The sequence below is a fragment of the Micromonospora sp. S-DT3-3-22 genome (assembly GCF_015354745.1).
In the GTDB taxonomy this organism is placed as follows: Bacteria; Actinomycetota; Actinomycetes; order Mycobacteriales; family Micromonosporaceae; genus Micromonospora; species Micromonospora wenchangensis.
This window is the reverse complement of the sequence record NZ_JACGMO010000035.1, coordinates 37,703-57,670: the sequence shown is the minus strand read 5'-3', so window position 1 is coordinate 57,670 and position 19,968 is coordinate 37,703. Positions and strand designations below refer to the sequence as shown.

At 73.7% G+C, this 19,968-nt stretch carries 16 protein-coding genes, 1 pseudogene and 1 riboswitch; of the genes and pseudogenes, 8 read left to right on the top strand and 9 right to left on the bottom strand.

Going from position 1 to position 19,968, the window contains the following annotated elements; translation table 11 throughout:
* Positions 1 to 1,562: LuxR C-terminal-related transcriptional regulator (locus tag H1A17_RS13095; RefSeq protein WP_194821963.1), on the top strand; the 1,562-nt coding region annotated here is incomplete at its 5' end.
* 137 nt (positions 1,563 to 1,699) lie between these two features.
* Here H1A17_RS13095 and H1A17_RS13090 read toward each other — a convergent pair.
* Positions 1,700 to 2,245 carry a DsbA family protein gene (locus H1A17_RS13090; protein ID WP_145921180.1) on the bottom strand — a complete coding sequence of 182 codons (546 nt, stop codon included), beginning with the start codon at positions 2,243 to 2,245 and terminating at the stop codon, positions 1,700 to 1,702.
* Complete coding sequence (locus tag H1A17_RS13085; RefSeq protein WP_145921179.1) at positions 2,242 to 2,739, bottom strand: redoxin domain-containing protein; 498 nt, start codon at positions 2,737 to 2,739, stop codon at positions 2,242 to 2,244. Before H1A17_RS13085 ends, H1A17_RS13090 begins: the two co-directional genes overlap by 4 nt.
* A 188-nt stretch (positions 2,740 to 2,927) precedes the next feature.
* On the opposite strand from H1A17_RS13085, the gene H1A17_RS13080 reads away from it, so the two are divergent.
* On the top strand, positions 2,928 to 4,949 hold the full coding sequence (locus tag H1A17_RS13080; RefSeq protein WP_194821962.1) for a hypothetical protein: 2,022 nt from the start codon (positions 2,928 to 2,930) through the stop codon (positions 4,947 to 4,949).
* 177 nt (positions 4,950 to 5,126) lie between these two features.
* On the top strand, positions 5,127 to 7,877 hold the full coding sequence (locus H1A17_RS13075; protein WP_194821961.1) for a cellulose-binding domain-containing protein: 2,751 nt from the start codon (positions 5,127 to 5,129) through the stop codon (positions 7,875 to 7,877).
* 205 nt (positions 7,878 to 8,082) lie between these two features.
* Here the strand turns inward: H1A17_RS13075 and H1A17_RS13070 are convergent, their stop codons facing one another.
* Both H1A17_RS13070 and H1A17_RS13065 read right to left on the bottom strand, forming a co-directional pair.
* Positions 8,083 to 8,481, bottom strand: a complete 399-nt coding sequence (locus H1A17_RS13070) for a hypothetical protein (protein ID WP_145921177.1) — start codon at positions 8,479 to 8,481, stop codon at positions 8,083 to 8,085.
* A 157-nt stretch (positions 8,482 to 8,638) separates the two neighbouring features.
* Positions 8,639 to 8,782: a hypothetical protein gene (locus H1A17_RS13065; protein ID WP_158224263.1), complete on the bottom strand. Its 144-nt coding sequence runs from the start codon at positions 8,780 to 8,782 to the stop codon at positions 8,639 to 8,641.
* Between the two features lie 343 nt (positions 8,783 to 9,125).
* Here H1A17_RS13065 and H1A17_RS13060 point away from each other — a divergent pair, with 343 nt between their 5' ends.
* On the top strand, positions 9,126 to 9,488 hold the full coding sequence (locus H1A17_RS13060; RefSeq protein WP_067309377.1) for an STAS domain-containing protein: 363 nt from the start codon (positions 9,126 to 9,128) through the stop codon (positions 9,486 to 9,488).
* A 98-nt stretch (positions 9,489 to 9,586) separates the two neighbouring features.
* Entirely contained in the window at positions 9,587 to 10,054 is a 468-nt protein-coding gene (locus H1A17_RS13055; protein WP_145921176.1) for an SRPBCC family protein, read from the top strand.
* 68 nt (positions 10,055 to 10,122) lie between these two features.
* Here H1A17_RS13055 and H1A17_RS13050 read toward each other — a convergent pair whose 3' ends face one another.
* The 4 genes and pseudogenes from H1A17_RS13050 to H1A17_RS13035 form a co-directional block, all read right to left on the bottom strand.
* On the bottom strand, positions 10,123 to 11,181 hold the full coding sequence (locus H1A17_RS13050) for a hypothetical protein (RefSeq protein WP_194821960.1): 1,059 nt from the start codon (positions 11,179 to 11,181) through the stop codon (positions 10,123 to 10,125).
* Between the two features lie 4 nt (positions 11,182 to 11,185).
* Positions 11,186 to 11,317: riboswitch (cyclic di-AMP (ydaO/yuaA leader) on the bottom strand.
* 166 nt (positions 11,318 to 11,483) lie between these two features.
* Positions 11,484 to 12,398, bottom strand: coding sequence for a cation diffusion facilitator family transporter (locus H1A17_RS13045; RefSeq protein WP_145921174.1), 915 nt, complete (start codon positions 12,396 to 12,398; stop codon positions 11,484 to 11,486).
* 107 nt (positions 12,399 to 12,505) lie between these two features.
* Complete coding sequence (locus H1A17_RS13040) at positions 12,506 to 14,623, bottom strand: AAA family ATPase (RefSeq protein WP_145921173.1); 2,118 nt, start codon at positions 14,621 to 14,623, stop codon at positions 12,506 to 12,508.
* A 290-nt stretch (positions 14,624 to 14,913) separates the two neighbouring features.
* Positions 14,914 to 15,825, bottom strand: a pseudogene (locus tag H1A17_RS13035) (alpha/beta fold hydrolase); the annotation flags it as partial.
* A gap of 145 nt (positions 15,826 to 15,970) precedes the next feature.
* Here H1A17_RS13035 and H1A17_RS13030 point away from each other — a divergent pair.
* Positions 15,971 to 16,639 (top strand): carbonic anhydrase, encoded by a 669-nt coding sequence (locus H1A17_RS13030; RefSeq protein WP_194821958.1) that lies wholly within the window; start codon positions 15,971 to 15,973, stop codon positions 16,637 to 16,639.
* 73 nt (positions 16,640 to 16,712) lie between these two features.
* Here the strand turns inward: H1A17_RS13030 and H1A17_RS13025 are convergent, their stop codons facing one another.
* The gene (locus tag H1A17_RS13025) at positions 16,713 to 17,042 is read right to left on the bottom strand and encodes a hypothetical protein (RefSeq protein WP_088647745.1); all 330 of its coding nucleotides are present in this window, start codon (positions 17,040 to 17,042) and stop codon (positions 16,713 to 16,715) included.
* Between the two features lie 354 nt (positions 17,043 to 17,396).
* Between H1A17_RS13025 and H1A17_RS13020 the strand changes: the two genes are divergently transcribed.
* Positions 17,397 to 17,885: a DUF3145 domain-containing protein gene (locus H1A17_RS13020; RefSeq protein ID WP_088647746.1), complete on the top strand. Its 489-nt coding sequence runs from the start codon at positions 17,397 to 17,399 to the stop codon at positions 17,883 to 17,885.
* 343 nt (positions 17,886 to 18,228) lie between these two features.
* Positions 18,229 to 19,959 (top strand): glycoside hydrolase family 3 protein, encoded by a 1,731-nt coding sequence (locus H1A17_RS13015; protein ID WP_194821966.1) that lies wholly within the window; start codon positions 18,229 to 18,231, stop codon positions 19,957 to 19,959.
* Positions 19,960 to 19,968 lie beyond the last annotated feature (9 nt).

Here is a 19,968-nt window from a genome sequence, read left to right as displayed (position 1 = left end):
GGGCGTACGCGGGGGACGTGGCGGCGGCGACCGCCCGCCTGCGGGACGCGGTGCAGGCCGCCCGCACGCTGCCGGCCCCCCGCCGGGACCGGTTCCGGCGGCTGGCCGTGGCACTGGAACTCACCCTGGCCCGGCTGTCCGGCGACCCCGCGACGGTACGCGCTGCCGCCGCCCGCCTGCTCGCCACCGGTTCGGTGCCGCCTGCCGGTTCGGGGCTGGCCACCGGTGCGGCTTCCGTCGCCCCGGTTCCTCCTGATCCGCCCGCCGGCACCGACGTGCTCGGCCCGCCGACCGGTGCCGACCTTGTGACCGGCGAAGATGTGGTGACCGGGGATGATCCACGGACCGGCGAGGACGACGCGGATGTCCGGGCGGTGGCCGGCACCGCGCTCGGCCTGACCGACCTCGCCGAGGGGGAGTTGGGCCGGGCCGCAGCGTGGTTCCGTGCCGCGCTGGCGGCGGCCCGGCGGGTCGGCCGACCCCGGACCGAACTGGTCGGCGCGAGCCGGGCGGCGCTGTTGCTCGCCCTCGCCGGTGAGCTGTCGCCGGCCGAGGAGACCGCGCGGGCGGCCCTGGCCATGCCCCCCTGCCAGGGCTGGTCGGGGCGGGTCGACTGCGGCCACGCACACCTGGCACTGGCGCTGGTGGCGGTACTGCGCGACCAGCCCGCCGAGGCGACCGCCGAGCTGGCGGCGGCCGGCGCGGTGACCGGGACGACCCTGGCCGGGGCGGTGGCGGCGCTGTGCCGGGCGGCCCTGCTCCGGGACGCGGGCGAGCCGGCGGCGGCCATGGCAGCGGTGCAACGCGCCCGCGACGAACTGACCACCAGCGGTGCCGGGGAGCTGGCTGACCGGTTGCTGGCGCTGGAAGCGGACCTGCGCGGCGAGCAAGGTGACGTGGACACGGCCCGGCGGCTGCTCGGCGAGCGGGCGCACGGGCCGGACCCGGTGCCGGTGCTGGCGTTGGCGCTGGCCCGGGTGGAGTTGCGGGCCGGTGACCTGCGGGCCGCCCGGCACGCCCTGCCCGACTGGGACGCCCCGGGCGCGGTTGGTTGGCCGTTGTCGGTACGGCTCGCCGCCGGAGTCCTGGACGCGCTGCTGACCCGGCGGGCCGGTGACGAGCGCCGGGCCGGGCGGCTGCTGGAACGGGTGCTGGACCTGGCGGGGCGGCACGGCCACCGGCGGGTGTTCACCCGGGCCGAACCGGAGGTGCGGGAACTGCTCGCGGCCCACCTGGACTCCGGTACGGCGTACTGGCCGCAGGTCAGTGACCTGGTGCGGGACGTCGCCCCGCCGTCCGGCCAGGGGACGTACGGCACCCGGCGCGGGCCGGCCGATCCCCGGCGGGACGACCCCGAGCGCCCCCTGGACGAGCCGCTCACCGAGCGGGAGCTGACCATCCTGCGGTACCTGCAGAGCATCCTGTCCAACGTGGAGATCGCCAGCGAGCTGTCCCTGTCGGTCAACACCGTCAAGACCCACGTCCGCAACATCTACCGCAAGCTCGACGCCACCCGCCGCCGCGAAGCCGTCCGCCGAGCCCGCGACCTCCACCTCCTCTAACCCCCACCCCCGCCCCGCCTGCCCCCGGTGATCAAGAGGTTTACGTCAAGATTGATCTTCAACCTGACGCAAACCTCTTGATCAACTGACCTAAACCTCTTGATCACCGAGGCGAGGCGGGGCGGGGCTGGGCTGGGTCAGGGGGTGGCGGTGTCCACGGTGGTGAGGAGGGTGGGGAGGTCGAGTGGGCCGTCGTGGCGGTGGTCGCCGACGAAGAGGGTGGGTGTGCCGTTGACGCCGCTGCGGATGCCGCCGGTGAAGTCGTGGCGTACCCGGTCGGCGTGCGCGTGCCGGTCGACCTCGGCGTCGATCTCGTCCGGCGGGAGCCCCACCTGCGCCACGCCGAGCGACAGGTGCACCGGGTCCAGTTGGTCCTGGTGTTCGTAGAGCCAGTCGTGCATCTCCCAGAACCGGTCCCGGCGGCCGGCCGCCTCGGCCACCTCGGCGGCCCGTTCGGCGTACGGGTGCAGGTTGGTGATCGGGAAGTGCCGGTAGACCAGCCGGACGGTGTCCCGCCGCTGCCGCAGCACCTCGGCCAGGTTCGGGTACGCCGCCCCGCAGTACGGGCACTGGAAGTCGCCGTACTGCACGAGGGTGACCGGGGCGTCCAGGGGGCCACGGACATGGTCGGTCTCGGTCACCGGCACCCGGAGTCGGGCGGTGACCTGCAACGGGGTGCTCATCGGGTCATCACCTGCCGTTCGGTGCCGAGCTGTTCCAACGCGTCGAGGATGCCGTCGGCGCCGGGGTTGACCTCGGCGGGGGACAGGTAGCTCCAGGCCACCGCCCCGGCCGGGTCGAGCACCACCAGGGCCCGGCCGGCCTGCCCCTGCGGCGTGTACGCCCCGTAGCCCCGCGCCACCTCGCCCTTGGGTTCGAAGTCGGACAGCAGCGGGAACCGGACGCCCTTCGCCTCGGCGAACGCGCGGTGCGACCAGAGGCTGTCCACCGAGATGCCCAGCACCGCCGCGTCGTACCGCTCGAACTCCGGCATCGCGGCCTGGTAGAGCGCCATCTGGTCGCCGCAGACCGGGGACCAGTCGGCGGGGTAGAAGGCGAGCACCACCGGCCGACCCCGGAACTGCGCGGGTCCGGTCCGTCGCCCGTCCGGGGTGGCCGGCAGGGTGAATTCGGGGGCCGGGGTCCCGGGTCGGATCAGTCCGTCGGGTCCAGTCATGTCGCCCACCGTCCCGCCGGGTCGGGTGAGGGCGGCTCACCCTACCCGGGTGGTCCTGCGGCACGGCGTCGTCAGATCGGATTCGGACCGCCGAAGGGGACCCGGTGGCGAAATTCGGGCGGGTCGCGGTGTCGACAACCGGATCGGACTCGGGCAGTCTGACGGACGGCGAAGGACGGGGTGGAAAGATGGACGTCGATCAGATGCGGGTTTTCGGTCGCCGGTTGGCGGGCGTGTCGTGGCGGGTGGCCCGGCACGAGTGGACCCTGGCGGCGCTCGCCGCGCTGCTGCTGGCCGTGGTGCTGACCTGGCCGACCCTGCGCGATCCGGCGAGCACGATCCCACAGGACACCGGCGACCCGACGTTGCAGGCGTGGCAGGTGGCCTGGGGCGGGCACGCCCTGCTCACCAACCCGTTGCAGGTCTGGCACTCCAACACGTTCTATCCCGAGCCGTACACCTACGCCTACTCGGACACCCTGCTCGGGTACGCCCCGTTCGGCATGATCGGGGACGGTCCGGTGGCCGCCGTGATCCGCTACAACCTGCTCTACATGCTGACCCACGCCCTCGCCCTGTTCGGGGCGTACGCGCTGGCCCGGCAGGTGGGGGCCGGTCGGGCCGGCGCGGCGGTGGCCGGGGTGTCCTTCGCGTACGCCCCGTGGAAGCTCGCCCAGGCCGGGCACCTGCACGTGCTCAGCATCGGCGGGATCGCCCTCGCGTTGGCCATGCTGGCCCGGGGCCACGGCTGGTCGCTGCGGCACGGCCACCGGCCCGACCGGGTCCGTCCCGGCTGGGTGGTCGCCGGGTGGGCGGTCGCCGCCTGGCAGGTCACCCTCGGTTTCGGCATCGGCCTGCCCTTCGCGTACGTGCTGGGTCTGCTCTGCCTCGGCGCGGTCGTCACGTACGGCGTGGTGTGGTTGCGGCGGCGGACCCGGCCGGTGGTGCCGCGCGGCCTGCTCCTGGCCGACCTGGCCGGGGGGATCGGGTTCGCCGGGGTGACCCTGGCGATGGCCGCGCCGTACTTCGAGGTGGTGGCCCGTAACCCGTCGGGCCGGCGGACGGTGGCCCAGATCGAGATGTTCTCCCCGCCGTGGCGGGGGTTCGTCACCGCGCCGCCGGAGTCCTGGCTGTGGGGGGAGCGGCACGAGGCGGCGCGCGCCACGCTCGGGTTCCCGGGCGAGATGACCCTGCTGCCCGGGGTGGTGCTGCTGTCGCTGGCGGTGGCCGGGCTGTTCTTCTCCGCGTGGCGGCTGCGGCACCGGCTGATGCTGGCCGGCGCGGCGCTGGTCAGCGTGGCGCTCGCCGCGGGCACCACGTTCGGTGGCGACGGCGACCCCGGGTACGTGACGCTCGTCGAGCACGCCCCGGGCTGGGACGGGGTGCGCACCCCGGGCCGGCTGGTGCTGTGGACGACGCTGCTGCTCGGCCTGCTCGCCGCCGGGGCGTTGACGGTGCGCGAGCCGGCGCGGCAGGCCGACCCCGGCGCGGAGCCGGCCCCGGGGTCGGAGCCGGCCGGGGAACAGCCGCCGGGGCCGGACGCGGAGCCCGGGGCAGGGTCGGCCGGGGACCAGTCGCCGGGCCCGGACGCGGAACCCGGGTCGGAGCCGGCCGTGCCGGCGCTGCGACCGGCGGGAGCGCCGGTGCTGGTGGAGGCGTCCGCACCGACGGAGGCGGCACCGGGACCACGGCCGGCACTGCGGTCGGCGGCGTGGTCCGGATCGGCGGCCGAGCAGGCGGTCACCCGGGAGCCGGCCCCGAAGCGGGCCGGCCGGCAGTGGCGGCTGGCCCGGTTGGCGCTCCTGGTGCCGCTGCTGCTGGTCGGCGTGGAGGGGGTCAACCGGACCCCGCACGTGCCCGCGCCGGAGCAGCCGGCCGTGCTGCGTGGGCTGACCGGCCCGGCGCTGGTGCTGCCCAGCGACGGCATCCGGGAACTGCACGTGATGCTCTGGTCGACCGACGGGTTCCCCAAGGTGGTCAACGGGCTCGCCTCGTTCACCCCGCAGTCCCAGGAGCGGATCAGGGCGGTGAGCATGACCTTCCCGGACGCCACCTCGGTGGCGTACCTGCGGCAGGTCGGGGTGCGCACGGTGGTGCTGCTGCCCGGCTGGGCGGCCGGCACACCGTGGGCGGACGTGGCCGCCCGACCGGTGGACGGGCTGGGCATCAGTCGCGAGATCGTCGGCGAGGACGTCATCTACCGGCTCTGATGGCCGAGTTAGTTGGGAGCGCTTCCTAATTCGGCGGCGTACCGGTTACTGTTGGGTTCTTCTTCGGCAGCGGGAGCCAAGCGTGCCGGCGGGGAGCCAGGGCAGCTCTTCGCACCCGTCGACGTCCCCCCACGGGGCCGTCGCACCCTGACCCTGGCATCCCGAGAGGAACCGCAGATGCGGAGAAGTCTCGTCGGCGCGGTCACCACCGTGCTGGCCGCCGCGACGGCCGTCGTGGCCGTACAGTTCACCGTCGCACCGTCCACACCGGCCGCCGCGGCGGCGGCCGAGCCGTACAGCTGGAAGAACGTCCGGATCGACGGCGGCGGCTTCGTCCCCGGCATCATCTTCAACCAGACCGAGAAGAACCTGATCTACGCGCGTACCGACATCGGCGGCGCGTACCGGTGGGAGCAGGCCAGCCAGTCCTGGACGCCGCTGCTCGACTGGGTCGGCGCGGACAAGTGGGGCTACAACGGCGTGGTCAGCCTGGCCACCGACCCGGTGCAGACCAACCGGGTGTACGCGGCCGTCGGCATGTACACCAACGACTGGGACCCGAACAACGGCGCGATCCTGCGCTCGTCGGACAAGGGCGCCACCTGGCAGGCCACCGCGCTGCCGTTCAAGAACGGCGGCAACATGCCCGGCCGGGGCATGGGGGAGCGGCTCGCCGTCGACCCCAACAAGAACAGCATCCTGTACTACGGTGCCGAGGGCGGCAACGGCCTGTGGCGCAGCACCGACTACGGGGTCACCTGGGCCAGGGTGGCGAACTTCCCGAACGTCGGCAACTACCGGGCCGACCCCAACGACACCACCGGCTACCAGAGCCAGAACCAGGGTCTGACCTGGGTCACCTTCGACAAGAGCACCGGTACGGCGGGCAACGCCACGCAGACCATCTACGTCGGCGTGGCGGACAAGGCGAACCCGGTGTACCGCTCGACGAACGGTGGCACGAGCTGGGAGCGGATCGCCGGCCAGCCCACCGGCTACCTGGCCCACAAGGGCGTGGTCGACCCGGTCGGCGGCTTCCTCTACATCGCCACCAGCGACACCGGCGGCCCGTACGACGGGGGCAAGGGTGACGTGTGGAAGTTCAACCGGGCCACCGGCGCGTGGACGCAGATCAGCCCGATCCCGTCGTCCAGCAGCGACGCCTACTTCGGCTACTCGGGGCTGACCATCGACCGGCAGAAGCCGAACACCCTCATGGTCGCCACCCAGATCTCCTGGTGGCCGGACGCGATCTTCTTCCGCAGCACCGACGGCGGCGCGACCTGGACCCGGATCTGGGAGTTCGGCAGCTACCCGGAGCGCACCAAGAAGTTCACGATGGACATCAGCTCGGTGCCGTGGCTGACCTTCGGGGCCAACCCGGCCCCGCCGGAGGAGTCCCCGAAGCTGGGCTGGATGAACGAGTCGGTGGAGATCGACCCGTTCGACTCCAACCGCTTCATGTACGGCACCGGCGCGACCATCTACGGCAGCACCGACCTCACCAAGTGGGACACCGGCGGCAAGCTCACCATCAAGCCGATGGTCAAGGGCCTGGAGGAGACCGCCGTGCTGGACCTGATCAGCCCGCCCACCGGGGCGCCGCTGGTCAGCGGGCTCGGTGACATCGGCGGGTTCCGGCACACCGACCTGAACGCGGTGCCGCCGATGCTGTTCACGCAGCCGGTCTTCACCAGCACCACCAGCCTCGACTACGCCGAGGCGAACCCGGCGACGATGGTCCGGGCCGGCAACTTCACCGACGCCGACCGCCCCAACGACAGCCACGTCGCGTTCTCCACCGACGGCGGGGCGAACTGGTTCCAGGGCAGCGAGCCGGGCGGGGTCAACAACGGCGGCACGGTCGCCGCCGCCGCCGACGGCAGCCAGTTCGTCTGGGCCCCGGGTGACGCCGGGCAGCAGGTGATCCGCTCGGTCGGGTTCGGCAACTCGTGGACCGCCGCCACCGGCATCCCGGCCAACGCGGTGGTCGAGTCCGACCGGGTCAACAAGAACAAGTTCTACGGTTTCAGCGGCGGCAAGTTCTACGTCAGCACCAACGGCGGGGCCAGCTTCACCGCGTCCGCCGCCACCGGCCTGCCGACCACCGGCACGGTCAAGTACAAGGCGGTGCCCGGCAAGGAGGGCGACATCTGGCTGGCCGGCGAGGGCGGGCTGTGGCGCTCCACCGACTCCGGGGCCAGCTTCACCAAGCTGGCCGGGGTGTCCTCGGCGGTGAACGTCGGCTTCGGCAAGGCGGCCCCCGGGCAGACGTACCCGGCGGTGTTCACCTTCGGCACCGTCGACGGCAAGAGCGGTGTCTACCGCTCCGACAACACCGGCGCGGCCTGGGTGCGGATCAACGACGACCAGCACCAGTACGGCAACGCGGGCGAGGCGCTGACCGGTGACCCCCGGGTCTACGGCCGGGTCTACCTGGGCACCAACGGCCGGGGCATCCTGGTCGCCGACCGGCTCGGCGGCACCCCCACCCCGACGCCGACCACCCCCAACCCGACCACGCCGCCGCCGACGACCCCGCCACCCACCACGCCGCCACCCACCACGCCTCCGCCTACGACGCCTCCGCCCACCACGCCGCCGCCGACGACTCCGCCGCCCACCGGCGGGTGCGCGGCGACGTACAAGGTGACCGGGTCGTGGCCGGGTGGCTTCCAGGGTGAGGTGACGGTCCGCAACGCCGGCACCAGCGCGATCGCCGGCTGGACGGTGAACTGGACGTTCGGCAACGGTCAGACGGTCAACTCGCTCTGGGGCGGCACCTTCACCCAGACCGGGGCGAACGTCTCGGTCCGGGACGCCGGGTGGAACGGTGCGCTCGGCGCCGGCGCGAGCACCAGCATCGGCTTCACCGCCAACGTGACCGGCACCAACGCCGTCCCGACGGTGACCTGCACCAGCCGCTGACAACTATCCGACACCCGCCGGCTCCCCCGATCGGGGAGCCGGCGGCACGTCCGGCCTGTGGGTGATCGACTCAGTGGGGGCGAAGTTGCGGCATCAACCACGGATCCTTACCGCAACATCGCCCCAACGGAGTGGATCAAGAGACGGCGAAGGCCCCGGTCGACGCTGAGGAGCGCGACCGGGGCCTGTGCGTGCCGTGGGACGGTCAGTCGTCCAGCCCGACGGGGGAGTTCGGCCGGTCCACGTCGACGAACTCGATGTCGTCGACGGCCCGGTCACCCCCGCTGCCGGCGGCCCGCGCGGCGGTGCCGGCGGCCCAGCCGATCGCCGCGCCGACCAGCGCCGCGCCGATCAGCAGGGTCCAGGGCAGGGCCGGACGCCGGCCGGCGAGCGCGTCGAAGGCGAGCGTCGCCCGACGGCGGGCCTCGTCGGCGGTCGAGCCGACCAGGTCGCCGGCGTCGGACAGCCCCGAGTCCCGGACCGACCGGGCGGCGTCCCGGACGCTGTCACCGGCGGAGTCCACCGCCGAGAGCAGGTGGTGCCAGGCCTGGTCGGCGATCCGCTCGGGCTTGCTGCGGCGCTCCAGAAGGTTGCTGCCGATCATCGTGTTACCTCCTCGAATGCCGAAGTCTGCGGCCACTTCGGACGTCGTCTCTGTGCCGCGGGACGGTCCTCGCGCCGACCGGTCGCCCGGCCGGTATCCGAGCAGTGCCCCGCCCGGCCGGGTCGCAAACCCGGTGCGCCGGGGAGACCGCCACCGCTCAGCGGACCACGACCACGGACGTGGCGCGGGCGAAATCGTCCCCGTCGTCGTCATCGTCGTCGTCCCCGCCGCCGAAGCCGCAGGCCAGTACGAGAGCGAGTAGCGCGCCGACCCCGGCCAGGCCGAGCAGTCTCTTGAGCATCGATCCGTCTCCTCGATCGTGGTGACCCATCTCTCGCCCACGGTAGGCACCTGTCACAACCTGCACCGGGGGAGTCGGCGGGCCGCGCCGGGGCTCGCCCGGCCCACCGCATCCGGGTACCGATGGACCGGGGCCGCTACTCTGGGACGGTTGGAACGGTCGAGCTGAGCCGTTCGTCGGAGAGAACAGGACCAGCAACGGTGTGGAGAGGGACGGTCCGGTCCGTCCGGATCCGCGAATTGCTCATCCCGAGGGGTGGCGACCGAGGCCATCGGAGGAATACTCTCGGTCGCGGCCCGCGTACTGATGAGGCGCCCGGGGACGGGCGAGTGGAGGTGCTCGCGTGAGCCTGTCGATCGTGAAGTCGGTCCTGCCGGCCGGTGTCATCGAGATCGCCCCCCGTGGTGAGATCGACGTCGACACCGCCTACGAGGTACGTGAGGCGATCGCCGAGGTGCTGGCCAAGGGCCGGCCCGCGCGGATCGAGCTGAACATGCGACTCGTCACCTTCATCGACTCCGTCGGGATCAGCGCCATGGTCGCCGGCTTCCAGACCGCCGAGGTCAGCGGCGTCAAACTCATCGTCACCGAACCGAGCCGGTTCGTGCACCGGCAGCTCTGGGTGACCGGCCTGCTCGGTCTCTTCGGTGCCCCGGAGCCGTACTTCGCCGGTGCCGCCACCCCGGAGGTGCTGCCCGGCGCCTGACCGGGTCACCGTCGGCTTCCGTGCCGTCCGGCCAGGGACGTTGCCAGTCCGTCCCCGGTGCGGCACGATCGTGCGACCGACGACGGTCAGGAGGCCCGGTGGTCCGGCGGGAGAGCTTCAGCTACACGGTGCAGGCGCGCTGCTCACCGGCGGACGCGATGGCGCTGCTGAGCGACCTGTCCCGGCAGGAGGAGCTGCATCCGCTGATCGTCCGGGTGCGCCGGCTGCCCGCCCGGCCGGGTGCCCTGGCCAGCTACGCGATCACCGACCGGCTGGAGCTGGGGCCGCTGCGGTTCCCCGTCACCTACCAGGCCGACGTCCTGCTGGCCGGCGACGACGAGATCGTGACGGTGGCCCGCCAGCAGCCCGGCACCACCGTACGCAACCACACCCGGCTGCGGATGGAGGGTGACCTGCTGCGGATCGACGTGGAGATCACCCTCGCCGCACCGGCGCCGCTGTTCGGCTACGCCTTCCGGCAGGCCCGCGCCGCCCACCTGGGGCTGGCCAGCCGCCTCGGCGCGGTCCTGGACGGCCGGGCCGGCGACCCGCCCGCCGCCGGCTGACCACCACCGGGACCCGCCTGACGCTCGCGTCGGTGGCCCGCCCGGGTCTGACGGGCCACCGGGCGGGCTCAGATCATCGACAGGTGCACGTGGTTGGTGTGGTCGCTGGACGGGTCCCCGTTGCCCCCGCTGTACGCCTTCCACCCGCTGCTCGGCAGCCAGATCCGCTTGAACCAGATCACGTAGAGCACGCCGAGCCGGTCGGCGTTGCGGATGAAGTACGCGGCGAGGTTGTTGCCGTACGTCCGGTCGCCGCCACTGGCCACCCCGCCGAAGCCGTTCTTCTGGGCGGCGAAGTCGCACGCCCGGCCCTTGGGGTGTTCCCCGGAACCGCTGGGCCGGTAGCAGGAGACGTACCTGGTGAATCCGGCCGCCTTGGCCTGGTTCAGGGCGTTGAGCGTACGCGGGGTGATGCAGCCGTTGGCCGGCGTCGGGTCGTTGACGCTGCACGACTCGGACGGCCAGGAGCCGTCGGAGTTGCGGGGTGCCCCCTTGGCGTTGCTGGTGGAGGTGCCGTCCGAGCTGCCGGAGTCGCGGGAGGTGGGGGCCGGCTTGTCGGCGGCGGCCACCGCCAACGCCCGTTCGGCCTGCTCCTTGCGCTTGCCCATGGTGGCGACCTGCTTGCGCTGTTCGGTGATCTCCCGGCTGACCGCGGCCCGGGTCCGGGTGGCCTGGTCCCGGGTCTCGATCATCGTGCGCAGTTCCTGGTCCTCCCGGGTGGCGACCGTCTCCAGCGCTGCCGCGCGGTCCAGGAAGCCGCTCGGGGTGTTGCTGTTGAGCAGGGCGGACATCGGTCCGAGCCGGCCGGTGCGGTAGGCCGCGCCGGCGATCTCGCCGACCTTGGCGGTCTGCGTGACCAACTGCGACTCGATGGTCTTGAGCTGCCCGTCGAGTTCCTGCTGGCGCTTGGTGGAACGCTCCAGGGCGGCCTTGGCCTCCAGCCAGCCCTTGCTGGCCGCGTCGAGCTGGTCGCGCAGCGCCGGGGTGCCGCCCTCGTCGTCGTCGCCGGGGGCGGCGAGCCGGGTGGTGGGCGCGGCGACGGCCGGGGTGAACGGTGCGGCCGACACGCCCAGGGCCAGCGCCGTGACGACCGCGGCCAGCAGCCGCGTGGTGGTGCGTACGTGCATGCGGATGTCCTTCCGTCAGCCGCCGACCGGGTTAGCTGACGGGTTCGGGACGGAAGATCCCTACCGCTGACGCGGATGCACCCCAGGAACGTGGTTCCCCGGTTCGCCCGGGCGGGCGATTAGGCGGCGGCCTCCGCCTGGCGGAGGCCGGGGCCGAGCCTACCGGTACGCGTGTGACACCTGCCTACCTCGTGACTGAGGGTACGAGAGTGAATACCCTTAAAAGGTGCAAACGGCGCAAATTCCCATGATCTCTGTGCGGGAGTACCCGCAGTGGCTGACCGTCCGGGCCGGGGTGGGGGTCACCAGTGGGCGGGGCCGCAGGCACCGGGGGTCGCCCCGGGCTCGACCTGGAGGGTGGCGTGCTCGATGTGGAAGTCCTCCCGCAGGGCGCCCCGGGCAGCCGCCAGCACCGTGCCGACCTCGGCGTCACCGGCCAGGGTGAGGTGGGCCGAGGCGACGTCCATGCCCGAGGTGAGCGTCCAGACGTGCAGGTCGTGCACCTCGGCGACACCGGGCACGGCGGTCAGCCGGTCGTGCACGGCGGTCACCGGCAGGTGCTCCGGGGCGGCCTGCACCAGGATGCGTACCGCCGCCCGGCCGAGCCGCCAGGTGCGGGGCAGGATGAACACGCCGATCGCCACGGCGACCAGCGGGTCGGCCCACCACCAGCCGGTGCCGGCGATCAGCAGCGCCGCCACGATCACGCCGATCGAGCCGAGCAGGTCGCCCAGCACCTCCAGGTACGCCCCGCGCAGGTTGATGCTCTCCTGGGCGCCCTCCCGCAGCAGGCCGAACGCGACGATGTTGGCGAGCAGGCCGAGCACCGCCACCACCAGCATCGGGCCGGCCAGCACCTCGGGTGGCTCGCCGAACCGGCGGACCGCCTCGATCAGCACGTAGACCGCGACCCCGCTGAGCAGGACGGCGTTGGCCAGGGCGGCGAGCACCTCCAGCCGGTAGAGGCCGAAGGTGCGCTGCGGGTCCCGTGCGGCCCGCCGGGTGGCGGTGATCGCGGCCAGGGCCATCCCGATGCCGAGCACGTCGGTGAACATGTGCCCGGCGTCGGAGAGCAGGGCCAGTGAACCGGTGCCGAAGGCGGCGACCGCCTCGACCACCATGAGTACGGTGAGCAGCCCGAACGCCGCCCAGAGCCGACCCCGGTGCCGGTGCGCGGCGTTGCTCACCGTCGCGCTGTGGTCATGACCTGCGCCCACGTCCACACCTTCCGTCGCCGCTGCGGACCGGATCCAATCTATGCTCACATCGCTATGTATGCAAGTGACGGTCGGACGTTCGGCCAGGTAGGCCGGGTGCCGGTCGGTCAGCCGGTCGGTTCGACGGTGGTGAGGCGCTGGGTCGCCCGGGACAACGCCACGTAGAGCGTCCGTACCCCGGAGCCCGGATCGGCCCGGATCTCGCCGGGGCAGACCAGCACCACCCCGTCGTACTCCATGCCCTTGGCCTGGAGGCTGGTCACCACCTGGAGCCGGGCCCCGCCCCGGCCGCCCAACCAGCCGGCGACCTCGTCCCGGCGGGGCACCGGCGTGATCACGCCGACCGTCCCCGCCACCTCGGCCAGCAACGCGTCCACCGCGTCGGCCGTCGCGCGGGCCAGCTCCGCCGCCGGCACGTGCAACGCCACCGGGTCCACCCCGGTCGAGCGCACCGCGCTCGGCAACTCCAGGTCCGGATAGAGCCGGCGGATCTCCGCCGCCGCCACCGCGAAGATCTCGGCCGAGTTGCGGTAGTTGGTGGACAGCGTGAACCGGTGCCGCCGCCGCCGGCCCAGCGCCTGGTCCCGGGCCCGGTCCAGCTCCGCCTGGTCACCCGTCCAGGCGGTCTGCGCCGGATCACCCACCACCGTCCAGGAGGCCAGCCGACCGCGCCGGCCGATCATCCGCCACTGCATCGGCGAGACGTCCTGCGACTCGTCGACCACCACGTGCGCGTAGTCCCGGTAGTCCTCGGGCCGCTCCCGCGCCGCCGCCCGCGCGGCACGCTGCCGTTCCCCGAAGGTGCTCAGCTCCCGGACCCCGCCGGCGAGCTGGAACGGGTCCCGGCGGGCCTTCTTCGGGCGGACCGGCTGCCCCAGCAGCGCGTCCAGCTCGTCGAGCAGGGCGATGTCGGCCACCGTCAGCCCCTCGGTGTCCAGCGACCGGTACGCCCCGACCAGCAACCCGATCTCCGCCCGGGACAGGACGCCGGCCGCGTACCGGTGCAGCCGCTCCGGCCGGGCCAGCCAGCCCAGCACGTGCCGGGGATGCAGCCGGGGCCACCACGCCTTGAGGAACTCCCGGAACTCCGGCCGCTCGATGATCTCGTCCTCGAAGACGGGCTGCTCGGGCAGGCCGGGGACGGCCAACCGTCGGGCCTGCGCGTACAGCGCGGCGAGCACCCCGTCGAAGCCGACCCGACGGACCTCGTTGCGGCGGGCCCCCCGGTGCAACGCGCGGTCCCGGACGCCGTCCAGCTCGCGCCGCTCCAGACGCAGCAACGCACCCCGGTAGAGCAGCCGCAACTCCGTCGGGCCGTCCGGCACCGCGTCCCGGGCCGCCCGCTCCAGCACCCGACGCATCCGCAGCGACCCCTTCACCGCCGCCACCTCGGGCCCGTCCGTGCGGGTCGCCGACATGCCGGGGAAGAGCGAACCCAGCGAGTGCAGGGTGGCGGTCTCCTCACCCAGCGACGGCAGCACCGAGGCGATGTACTCCACGAAGACCGCCGACGGGCCCACCACCAGGATGCCGCCGCCGGCGTACCGGCTGCGGTCGGCATAGAGCAGGTACGCCGCCCGGTGCAGGGCCACCGCCGTCTTCCCGGTGCCCGGCCCGCCGGAGACGATCGTGACCCCCGAACCGGGGGAGCGGATCGCCTCGTCCTGCTCCCGCTGGATGGTCGCGATGATGTCCCGCATCCCCCGGCCGGTCGCCCGGGACAGGGTCGCCAGCAGCGCCCCGTCGCCCACCACCGGCATGTCCGGCGGGGCGGCCTCCGGGTCGAGCAGGTCGTCCTCGATCCGGGTGACCTTCTCGTCCGAGGAGCTGATCGTGCGCCGCCGCACCACCCCCAGCGGCTCCGCCGGGGTGGCCCGGTAGAAGGCGGCGGCGGCCGGGGCCCGCCAGTCGACCACCAGCGTCTCGGCGTCCTCGCCCCGTACCCCGAGCCGGCCCACGTGCAGCACCTGCCGGTCGCGCAGGTCGAGCCGGCCGAAGACCAGCCCCTCGTGCTCGGCGTCGAGCAGGTGCCGGCGCTGGGCGGCGTGGAAGACCATCGCATCCCGCTCGACCAGCGCGCCGAAGTTGCCGACCCGGGCCAGCCGGTAGCCGTCCCGCTCGGCGCGGGCGGCCGAGCGGCGCAGTTCGGCGAGCCGGGCGTACACCCGGTCGAGATGCCGTTGTTCGGCGGCGATCTCCTGCTCCAGGGTGCTCTGGTCGGTCAACGTACCGCTCCTGTGCGACGGCGACGCCGGGCGCGGGTGCACGCCAGGCGGAATGAGGGTACGGGCAGCCGCCGACCCCACGGCGGGCCGATACCCGTACCGCGACCTCCACCACCTCCGCGCGACCTGCCCGGGGCAGTGGTCGCACGCCCCCACGCACGGGTCGACCCGTCGGGACGCGGCGGCGCGTCGGCTCAGCGCGTCGTCCGCCCGGCGGACGCCGGGTGGCCCGGGATGCCGGCGGGTGCCCGGTCGCCCGGGGTGTCGACCGGGCGGCGGGGACCGGGCGGCGGACCCGCCGGGGCGGCGGACAGCACCCGGTCGAGCACCCCGGCGAGGGCGGCGTTCACCTCGTCCGGGCGCTCCATCATCAGCATGTGCCCGGCCCCGGGGCAGACCGTCAGCTCGGTGGCCGGCAACGCCGCCGCGATCGACTCGGCGCACGGCGGCGGGGTCAGCCGGTCCCGGTCCCCGACCAGCGCCGCCGCCGGCAGGTGCGCCAACGCGGCGAGGGTGGCCAGCCGGTGCTGGGCCCCGATCGAGGCGCGGAAACCACCTATCGAGCGCAGCGAGGCGCGGGCCACCGCCGAGGTGACCAGCCGGATGTCGGCACCCGAGCAGCGGTCGCCGAACAGCATCCACCTGATGCTCGGGGCCAGGGCGCGCAGCAGCGGACGGGGTGGCCGCCAGGAGCCGCACCGGGCCAGCACCCCCGCCCCGGTGGTCTCGGCGAGCCGGATCAGCCGGGCGATCCGCGGCGACAATCCGTACACGGTGTGGGTGTGCCCCTCGGCGGTGGTGGAGACGAAGACCAGTCCGGCCGTACGGGTGGCGAAGTGGGCGGGGTGCCGGTGGGCGTACTCCATCACGGTCATTCCGCCCATCGAGTGCCCGACGAGCACCACCGGCCCGGCCGGGTCGAGCTCGTCCAGCACCGCCGCGAGGTCGTCGCCGAGCTGGGCCAGGGTCGCCGTGCGCAGCGCCATGCAGCTGGACCGGCCGTGCCCCCGGGCGTCGTAGGTGACCACCCGGACCCGGTCGCCGAAGCGGCTGCGCAGGTCGGTGAGCTGCCGGTGCCAGGCCCGGCCGTCGAGCGTCCAGCCGTGCAGCAGGACCACTGTCACCTCGGCCCCGGCCGGGCCGGTCACCTCGACGTGCAGGCGTACCCCGTCGGGCAGCCGCAACTCCCACTGATCCGGCATCGCCACCTCCCAGGCACCCGGGACACATTCACCGGCGTAACCCGGCGGTAACACCGGCTACCCGACATCAGACCACGCCAACCGTGTCGGTGAGAAGATTCCCGACCCGCCCGCACACGGCCGGGCCGACGGTCAGGCTGGAGCCATGCCGAGTCCGCCCACCGGGGCCGCCCGGACCCCCGTGCCGCCGCCCGTCGCCGCCGGGCCGCCCCGTGCCGCCCGCACCCCCCGGGCGGCGCTGGCCGAGCTGCTCACCGGCAACCGGCGCTTCGTCAGCGGTCGGCCGGTGCACGGGCACGACGTGACCGCCGCCGCGGCCGTGGCCTCCGGCGACCAGCAGCCGTACGCGGTGCTGCTCGGCTGCATCGACTCACGGGTGCCGCTGGAGGCGATCTTCGACCAGACCTTCGGTTCGATCTGCGTGATCCGCACCGGGGGGCACGTGCTCGACCGGGCCGTGCGGGGCTCGATCGAGTACGTGGTGGCGCAGCTCGGGGTGACCCTGGTGATGGTGCTGGGGCACGAACGGTGCGGCGCGGTCGCCTCGACGGTGCAGAGCGTGCGGACGGGACGGCGTCCGGACGGTGACCTGGGCTACCTGGTCGAGCGGATCACCCCGGCGGTGACCGAGGCGGGTCCGCACGACCCGGCCGTGCACCCCCTGGCCGTACGCCGGCACGTGCGCCGTACCGTGCGGGCGCTGCGCGCCGACGACATGCTGGCCGGCCCGGTCGCGGCGGGTGCGGTGGACGTCGTCGGCGCCCTGTACGACCTGGACACCGGCGAGGTCACCCTGCTCGACGACGGGGCCTGACCCGGTGGGCGCAGACGCGGAACCGCCCGCCGGGTTACCCGACGGGCGGTTCCGGATGTGCTCGGGGGAGGGCTCAGCCCTCGAAGACGCCGGCCTCGACGAGACGCTTCTCGGTCTTGTCCCACCCGTGGTCGGGGTGGGTGGCGGCGAGGTTGCTGATCTCGGCGCGGATCTTGGCGGCGTGACCGGCGGTGGCCAGCGTCCGGATCTCCTCGACGAAGGCGTCGGAGTCGGTACGCAGGTGGGCGGTCTTGCCGTTGGTCAGGTTCCGCACGTAGGCGTGCTTGCCGCCGTTGAGCGGGATGAGGTACTTGAACTCGCCCAGCACGCTGAGGGCGCCACCCTGGCCAGCCTGGCCGGCCCGGACTGACGCGCGCGCGGTCTTCGAGGTGTTGCTCGCCACGGAGATGCTCCTTGCAAGACGTACGGGAGGACGGGGAACGTCCGGGGGCTGTAGCGGGTGACGCCCGGTGGTCGTCTGACGCTCGGTGGTCGTCGGACGCCCGGGTGGGTCGTCGGCCCGCGAAGTGGTGCGACGGCACAGAACCGCCCAGAGAAATATACACGACCACGGTGCCTGGCAGCTCACCGTGCCCGTCGGAGTGCACAACCCGGGTCACCGGTCCGGGTATTTCCCGGCGGCGAATTTTCCGATTCCCTGGCGCACCATCCGTCACAGCAGTCATCATGTGTGGCAACAGCCACTCGGGTGTCGAGGTCGTAGGGGAAGACGCACCTCGCCCTCCGGGAGGTCACCGTGCCAACGCGTGGCGTCGTATACGTCCACTCGACCCCGCTCGCCGTGTGCTCACACGTCGAGTGGGCGATCGCGCGCGTCCTCGCCGCGCCGGTCAACCTGCACTGGACGGCCCAGCCCGTCGATCCCGGCGCCCGCCGGGCCGAGTGCGGATGGACCGGTCGGCCGGGGACGGGTGCCGAGCTGGCTGCTGCCCTGAGGCAGTGGCCCATGATCCGTTTCGAGGTGACCGAGGAACCCAGTACCGGCGCGGACGGCGAACGCTTCATGCACGTGCCCGGCCGGGGCCTGTTCCGGGCCGCGGTGGGCGCGGCCGGCGACATCCAGCTCGGCGAGGACCGGCTGCGCAGCATCATGGCGTCGGTACGCCCGGAGGCTCTCGCGCACGCGCTGGACAAGGCGATGGGCACCGCCTGGGACGCCGAGCTGGAGCCCTACCGCTACGCCGGGGACGGCGCGCCGGTGACCCTGCTGACCCGGGTCGGCTGACCGCGGCCCCGCCGCTCACCGTGCGGGCGGCCCTCGGCAGTCTCGGTGCCTCCTCGGGCGCTGCACCGACGCCGGTCTCCATGACCGCTGCCCTCCCGAAGCACGGTCCCGCAGAGAGCTCTATGCCTGTCCGTCATATTTATGACGGACAGGCATAGAGCTCGTCGAGAAGTTGTCCCGCACCCGAGGCGCACGCCGGGTCGGGCCCGGGTGAATCCGCTCACCCGCACCGGCCGCGTCCCGCCCGGGAAACGCCCGGGAGCCGGACACCCGGTCGGGGACGGGCACGCCGTGCCCACCGCCTGACCTGGCCGGGTTGCCGCTGATCTCCGGCGCGGGTTGGATGGGCCGGGTGCCGATCTCCCCGCGACGTGCCGGCGTCGCCGTCACCGCCCTGACCGCGCTGCTCGCCTCCGGATGTGCGGGGGAGGGGCAGGCTCCCGCGCCGGTCCGCCCCGAAGCCACCCCGACGGCCACGGCGACCGTCGTCCCGTCCGCCGCCGACGACCCGGCCGGCCGGGCCGCCGCGCTGGCCGGCACGCTCGGTGACGAGGACCTGGTGGGCCAGGTGCTGATGCCCTACGCGTACGGCAGCTCGGCGACGACGGTGACCCCCGGTTCGGCCGCCGGCAACCAGGCCCTCGCCGGGGTCGACACCCCGGCCGAGATGATCGCGAAGTACCGGCTGGGCGGGCTGATCCTGGTCGGGTTCAGCGCCGACGATCCCACCTCGGGCAACCAGTCGACCACCAACGTCGACAACCCGGCGCAGGTGAAGAAGCTGACCGCCGGGCTGCGCGAGGCCGCCGGGAAGCTGGCCGCCGGCCCGGCGCCGTTCCTGGTCGGCACCGACCAGGAGTACGGCGTGGTCACCCGGATCACCGACGGGGTGACCACGCTGCCCAGCGCGCTGGCCGCCGGGGCGGCCGACGACCCGGCCCGCACCGAGGCCGCCTGGAAGGCCGCCGGCACCGAACTGGCGGCGATGGGGGTGAACCTGGACTTCGCCCCGGTCGCCGACGTCCTGGCCACCCGCAGCACGGTCATCGGCTCGCGGTCCTTCGGCGCCGACCCGAAGCGGGCCGCCGCGCAGGTCGCAGGCGCGGTCCAGGGGTTGCAGAGCGCCGGGGTGGCGGCCAGCGTCAAGCACTTCCCCGGGCACGGGCTCAGCGCCGCCGACTCGCACCAGGAGGTCCCGGTGGTCGGCCAGTCCCGGGCCGAGCTGGACGGCACCGCCTTCCCGCCGTTCCGGGCCGGTATCGACGCCGGGGCGATGGCGGTGATGTCGGCGCACCTCGACGTCACCGCCGTGGACCCGGGCACCCCGGCCACCTTCTCCCACAAGCTGCTCACCGACGTGCTGCGGGGCGAGCTGGGCTTCCAGGGGGTGGTGATCACCGACGGGATGAACATGCCGCCGGCCAAGCGCTACCCGCCGGGCGAGGCGGCGGTGAAGGCCCTGCTCGCCGGCAACGACCTGATCCTGATGACCCCGAACGTCGGCCAGGCGTACGACGGGCTGCTGGCCGCGCTGCGCGACGGCACGCTGCCCCGGGACCGGCTGGTGGCGGCGGTCACCCGGGTGTTGACCATGAAGTTCCGGCTCGCCGACCGGCCGACGCCGGCGATGTCCACGCTCGACAGCGCCCCGCACCGGGCCGCCGCCACCGCGCTGGCCGCAGCGGCGGTCACCCAGCTGCGCGGGAAGTGCGGCGTCGCGGTGTCCGGCCCGGTCACCGTCACCACCTCCGACGGGCGGGACCGGACCCGGGCGGCGCTCACCGCGGCGTTGACCGACGCGGGCGTGCGGGTGGTGGCCAAGGGCGGCACCCGGGTCCACCTGGTCGGCTACGGCGACGGCCCGAAGGATCTCGCCGCCGACGCGGCGGTCACCGTGGCGATGGACACCCCGTACGTGTTGGAGCAGGCGACCTCGCCGACCCTGCTGGCTACCTATTCGTCCAGCCGGGCCTCGATGACCGCGCTCGCCGGGGTGCTGGCCGGCAAGGCCCGTCCGACCGGCCGTTCCCCGGTGCCGCTGACCGGGCTGCCCGCCACCAGCTGCCCGGCCTGACCCCCGGAC

Excerpts from the sequence above, each read along its gene's own strand:
- H1A17_RS13030 (WP_194821958.1), top strand. The coding sequence starts at position 15,971 with ATGCCGAGTCCGCCCACCGGGGCCGCCCGGACCCCCGTGCCGCCGCCC.
- H1A17_RS13070 (WP_145921177.1), bottom strand. The coding sequence starts at position 8,481 with ATGATCGGCAGCAACCTTCTGGAGCGCCGCAGCAAGCCCGAGCGGATC.
- H1A17_RS13075 (WP_194821961.1), top strand. The coding sequence starts at position 5,127 with ATGCGGAGAAGTCTCGTCGGCGCGGTCACCACCGTGCTGGCCGCCGCG.
- H1A17_RS13080 (WP_194821962.1), top strand. The coding sequence starts at position 2,928 with ATGGACGTCGATCAGATGCGGGTTTTCGGTCGCCGGTTGGCGGGCGTG.
- H1A17_RS13085 (WP_145921179.1), bottom strand. The coding sequence starts at position 2,739 with ATGACTGGACCCGACGGACTGATCCGACCCGGGACCCCGGCCCCCGAA.
- H1A17_RS13090 (WP_145921180.1), bottom strand. The coding sequence starts at position 2,245 with ATGAGCACCCCGTTGCAGGTCACCGCCCGACTCCGGGTGCCGGTGACC.
- H1A17_RS13065 (WP_158224263.1), bottom strand. The coding sequence starts at position 8,782 with ATGCTCAAGAGACTGCTCGGCCTGGCCGGGGTCGGCGCGCTACTCGCT.
- H1A17_RS13050 (WP_194821960.1), bottom strand. The coding sequence starts at position 11,181 with ATGCACGTACGCACCACCACGCGGCTGCTGGCCGCGGTCGTCACGGCG.
- H1A17_RS13015 (WP_194821966.1), top strand. The coding sequence starts at position 18,229 with ATGGGCCGGGTGCCGATCTCCCCGCGACGTGCCGGCGTCGCCGTCACC.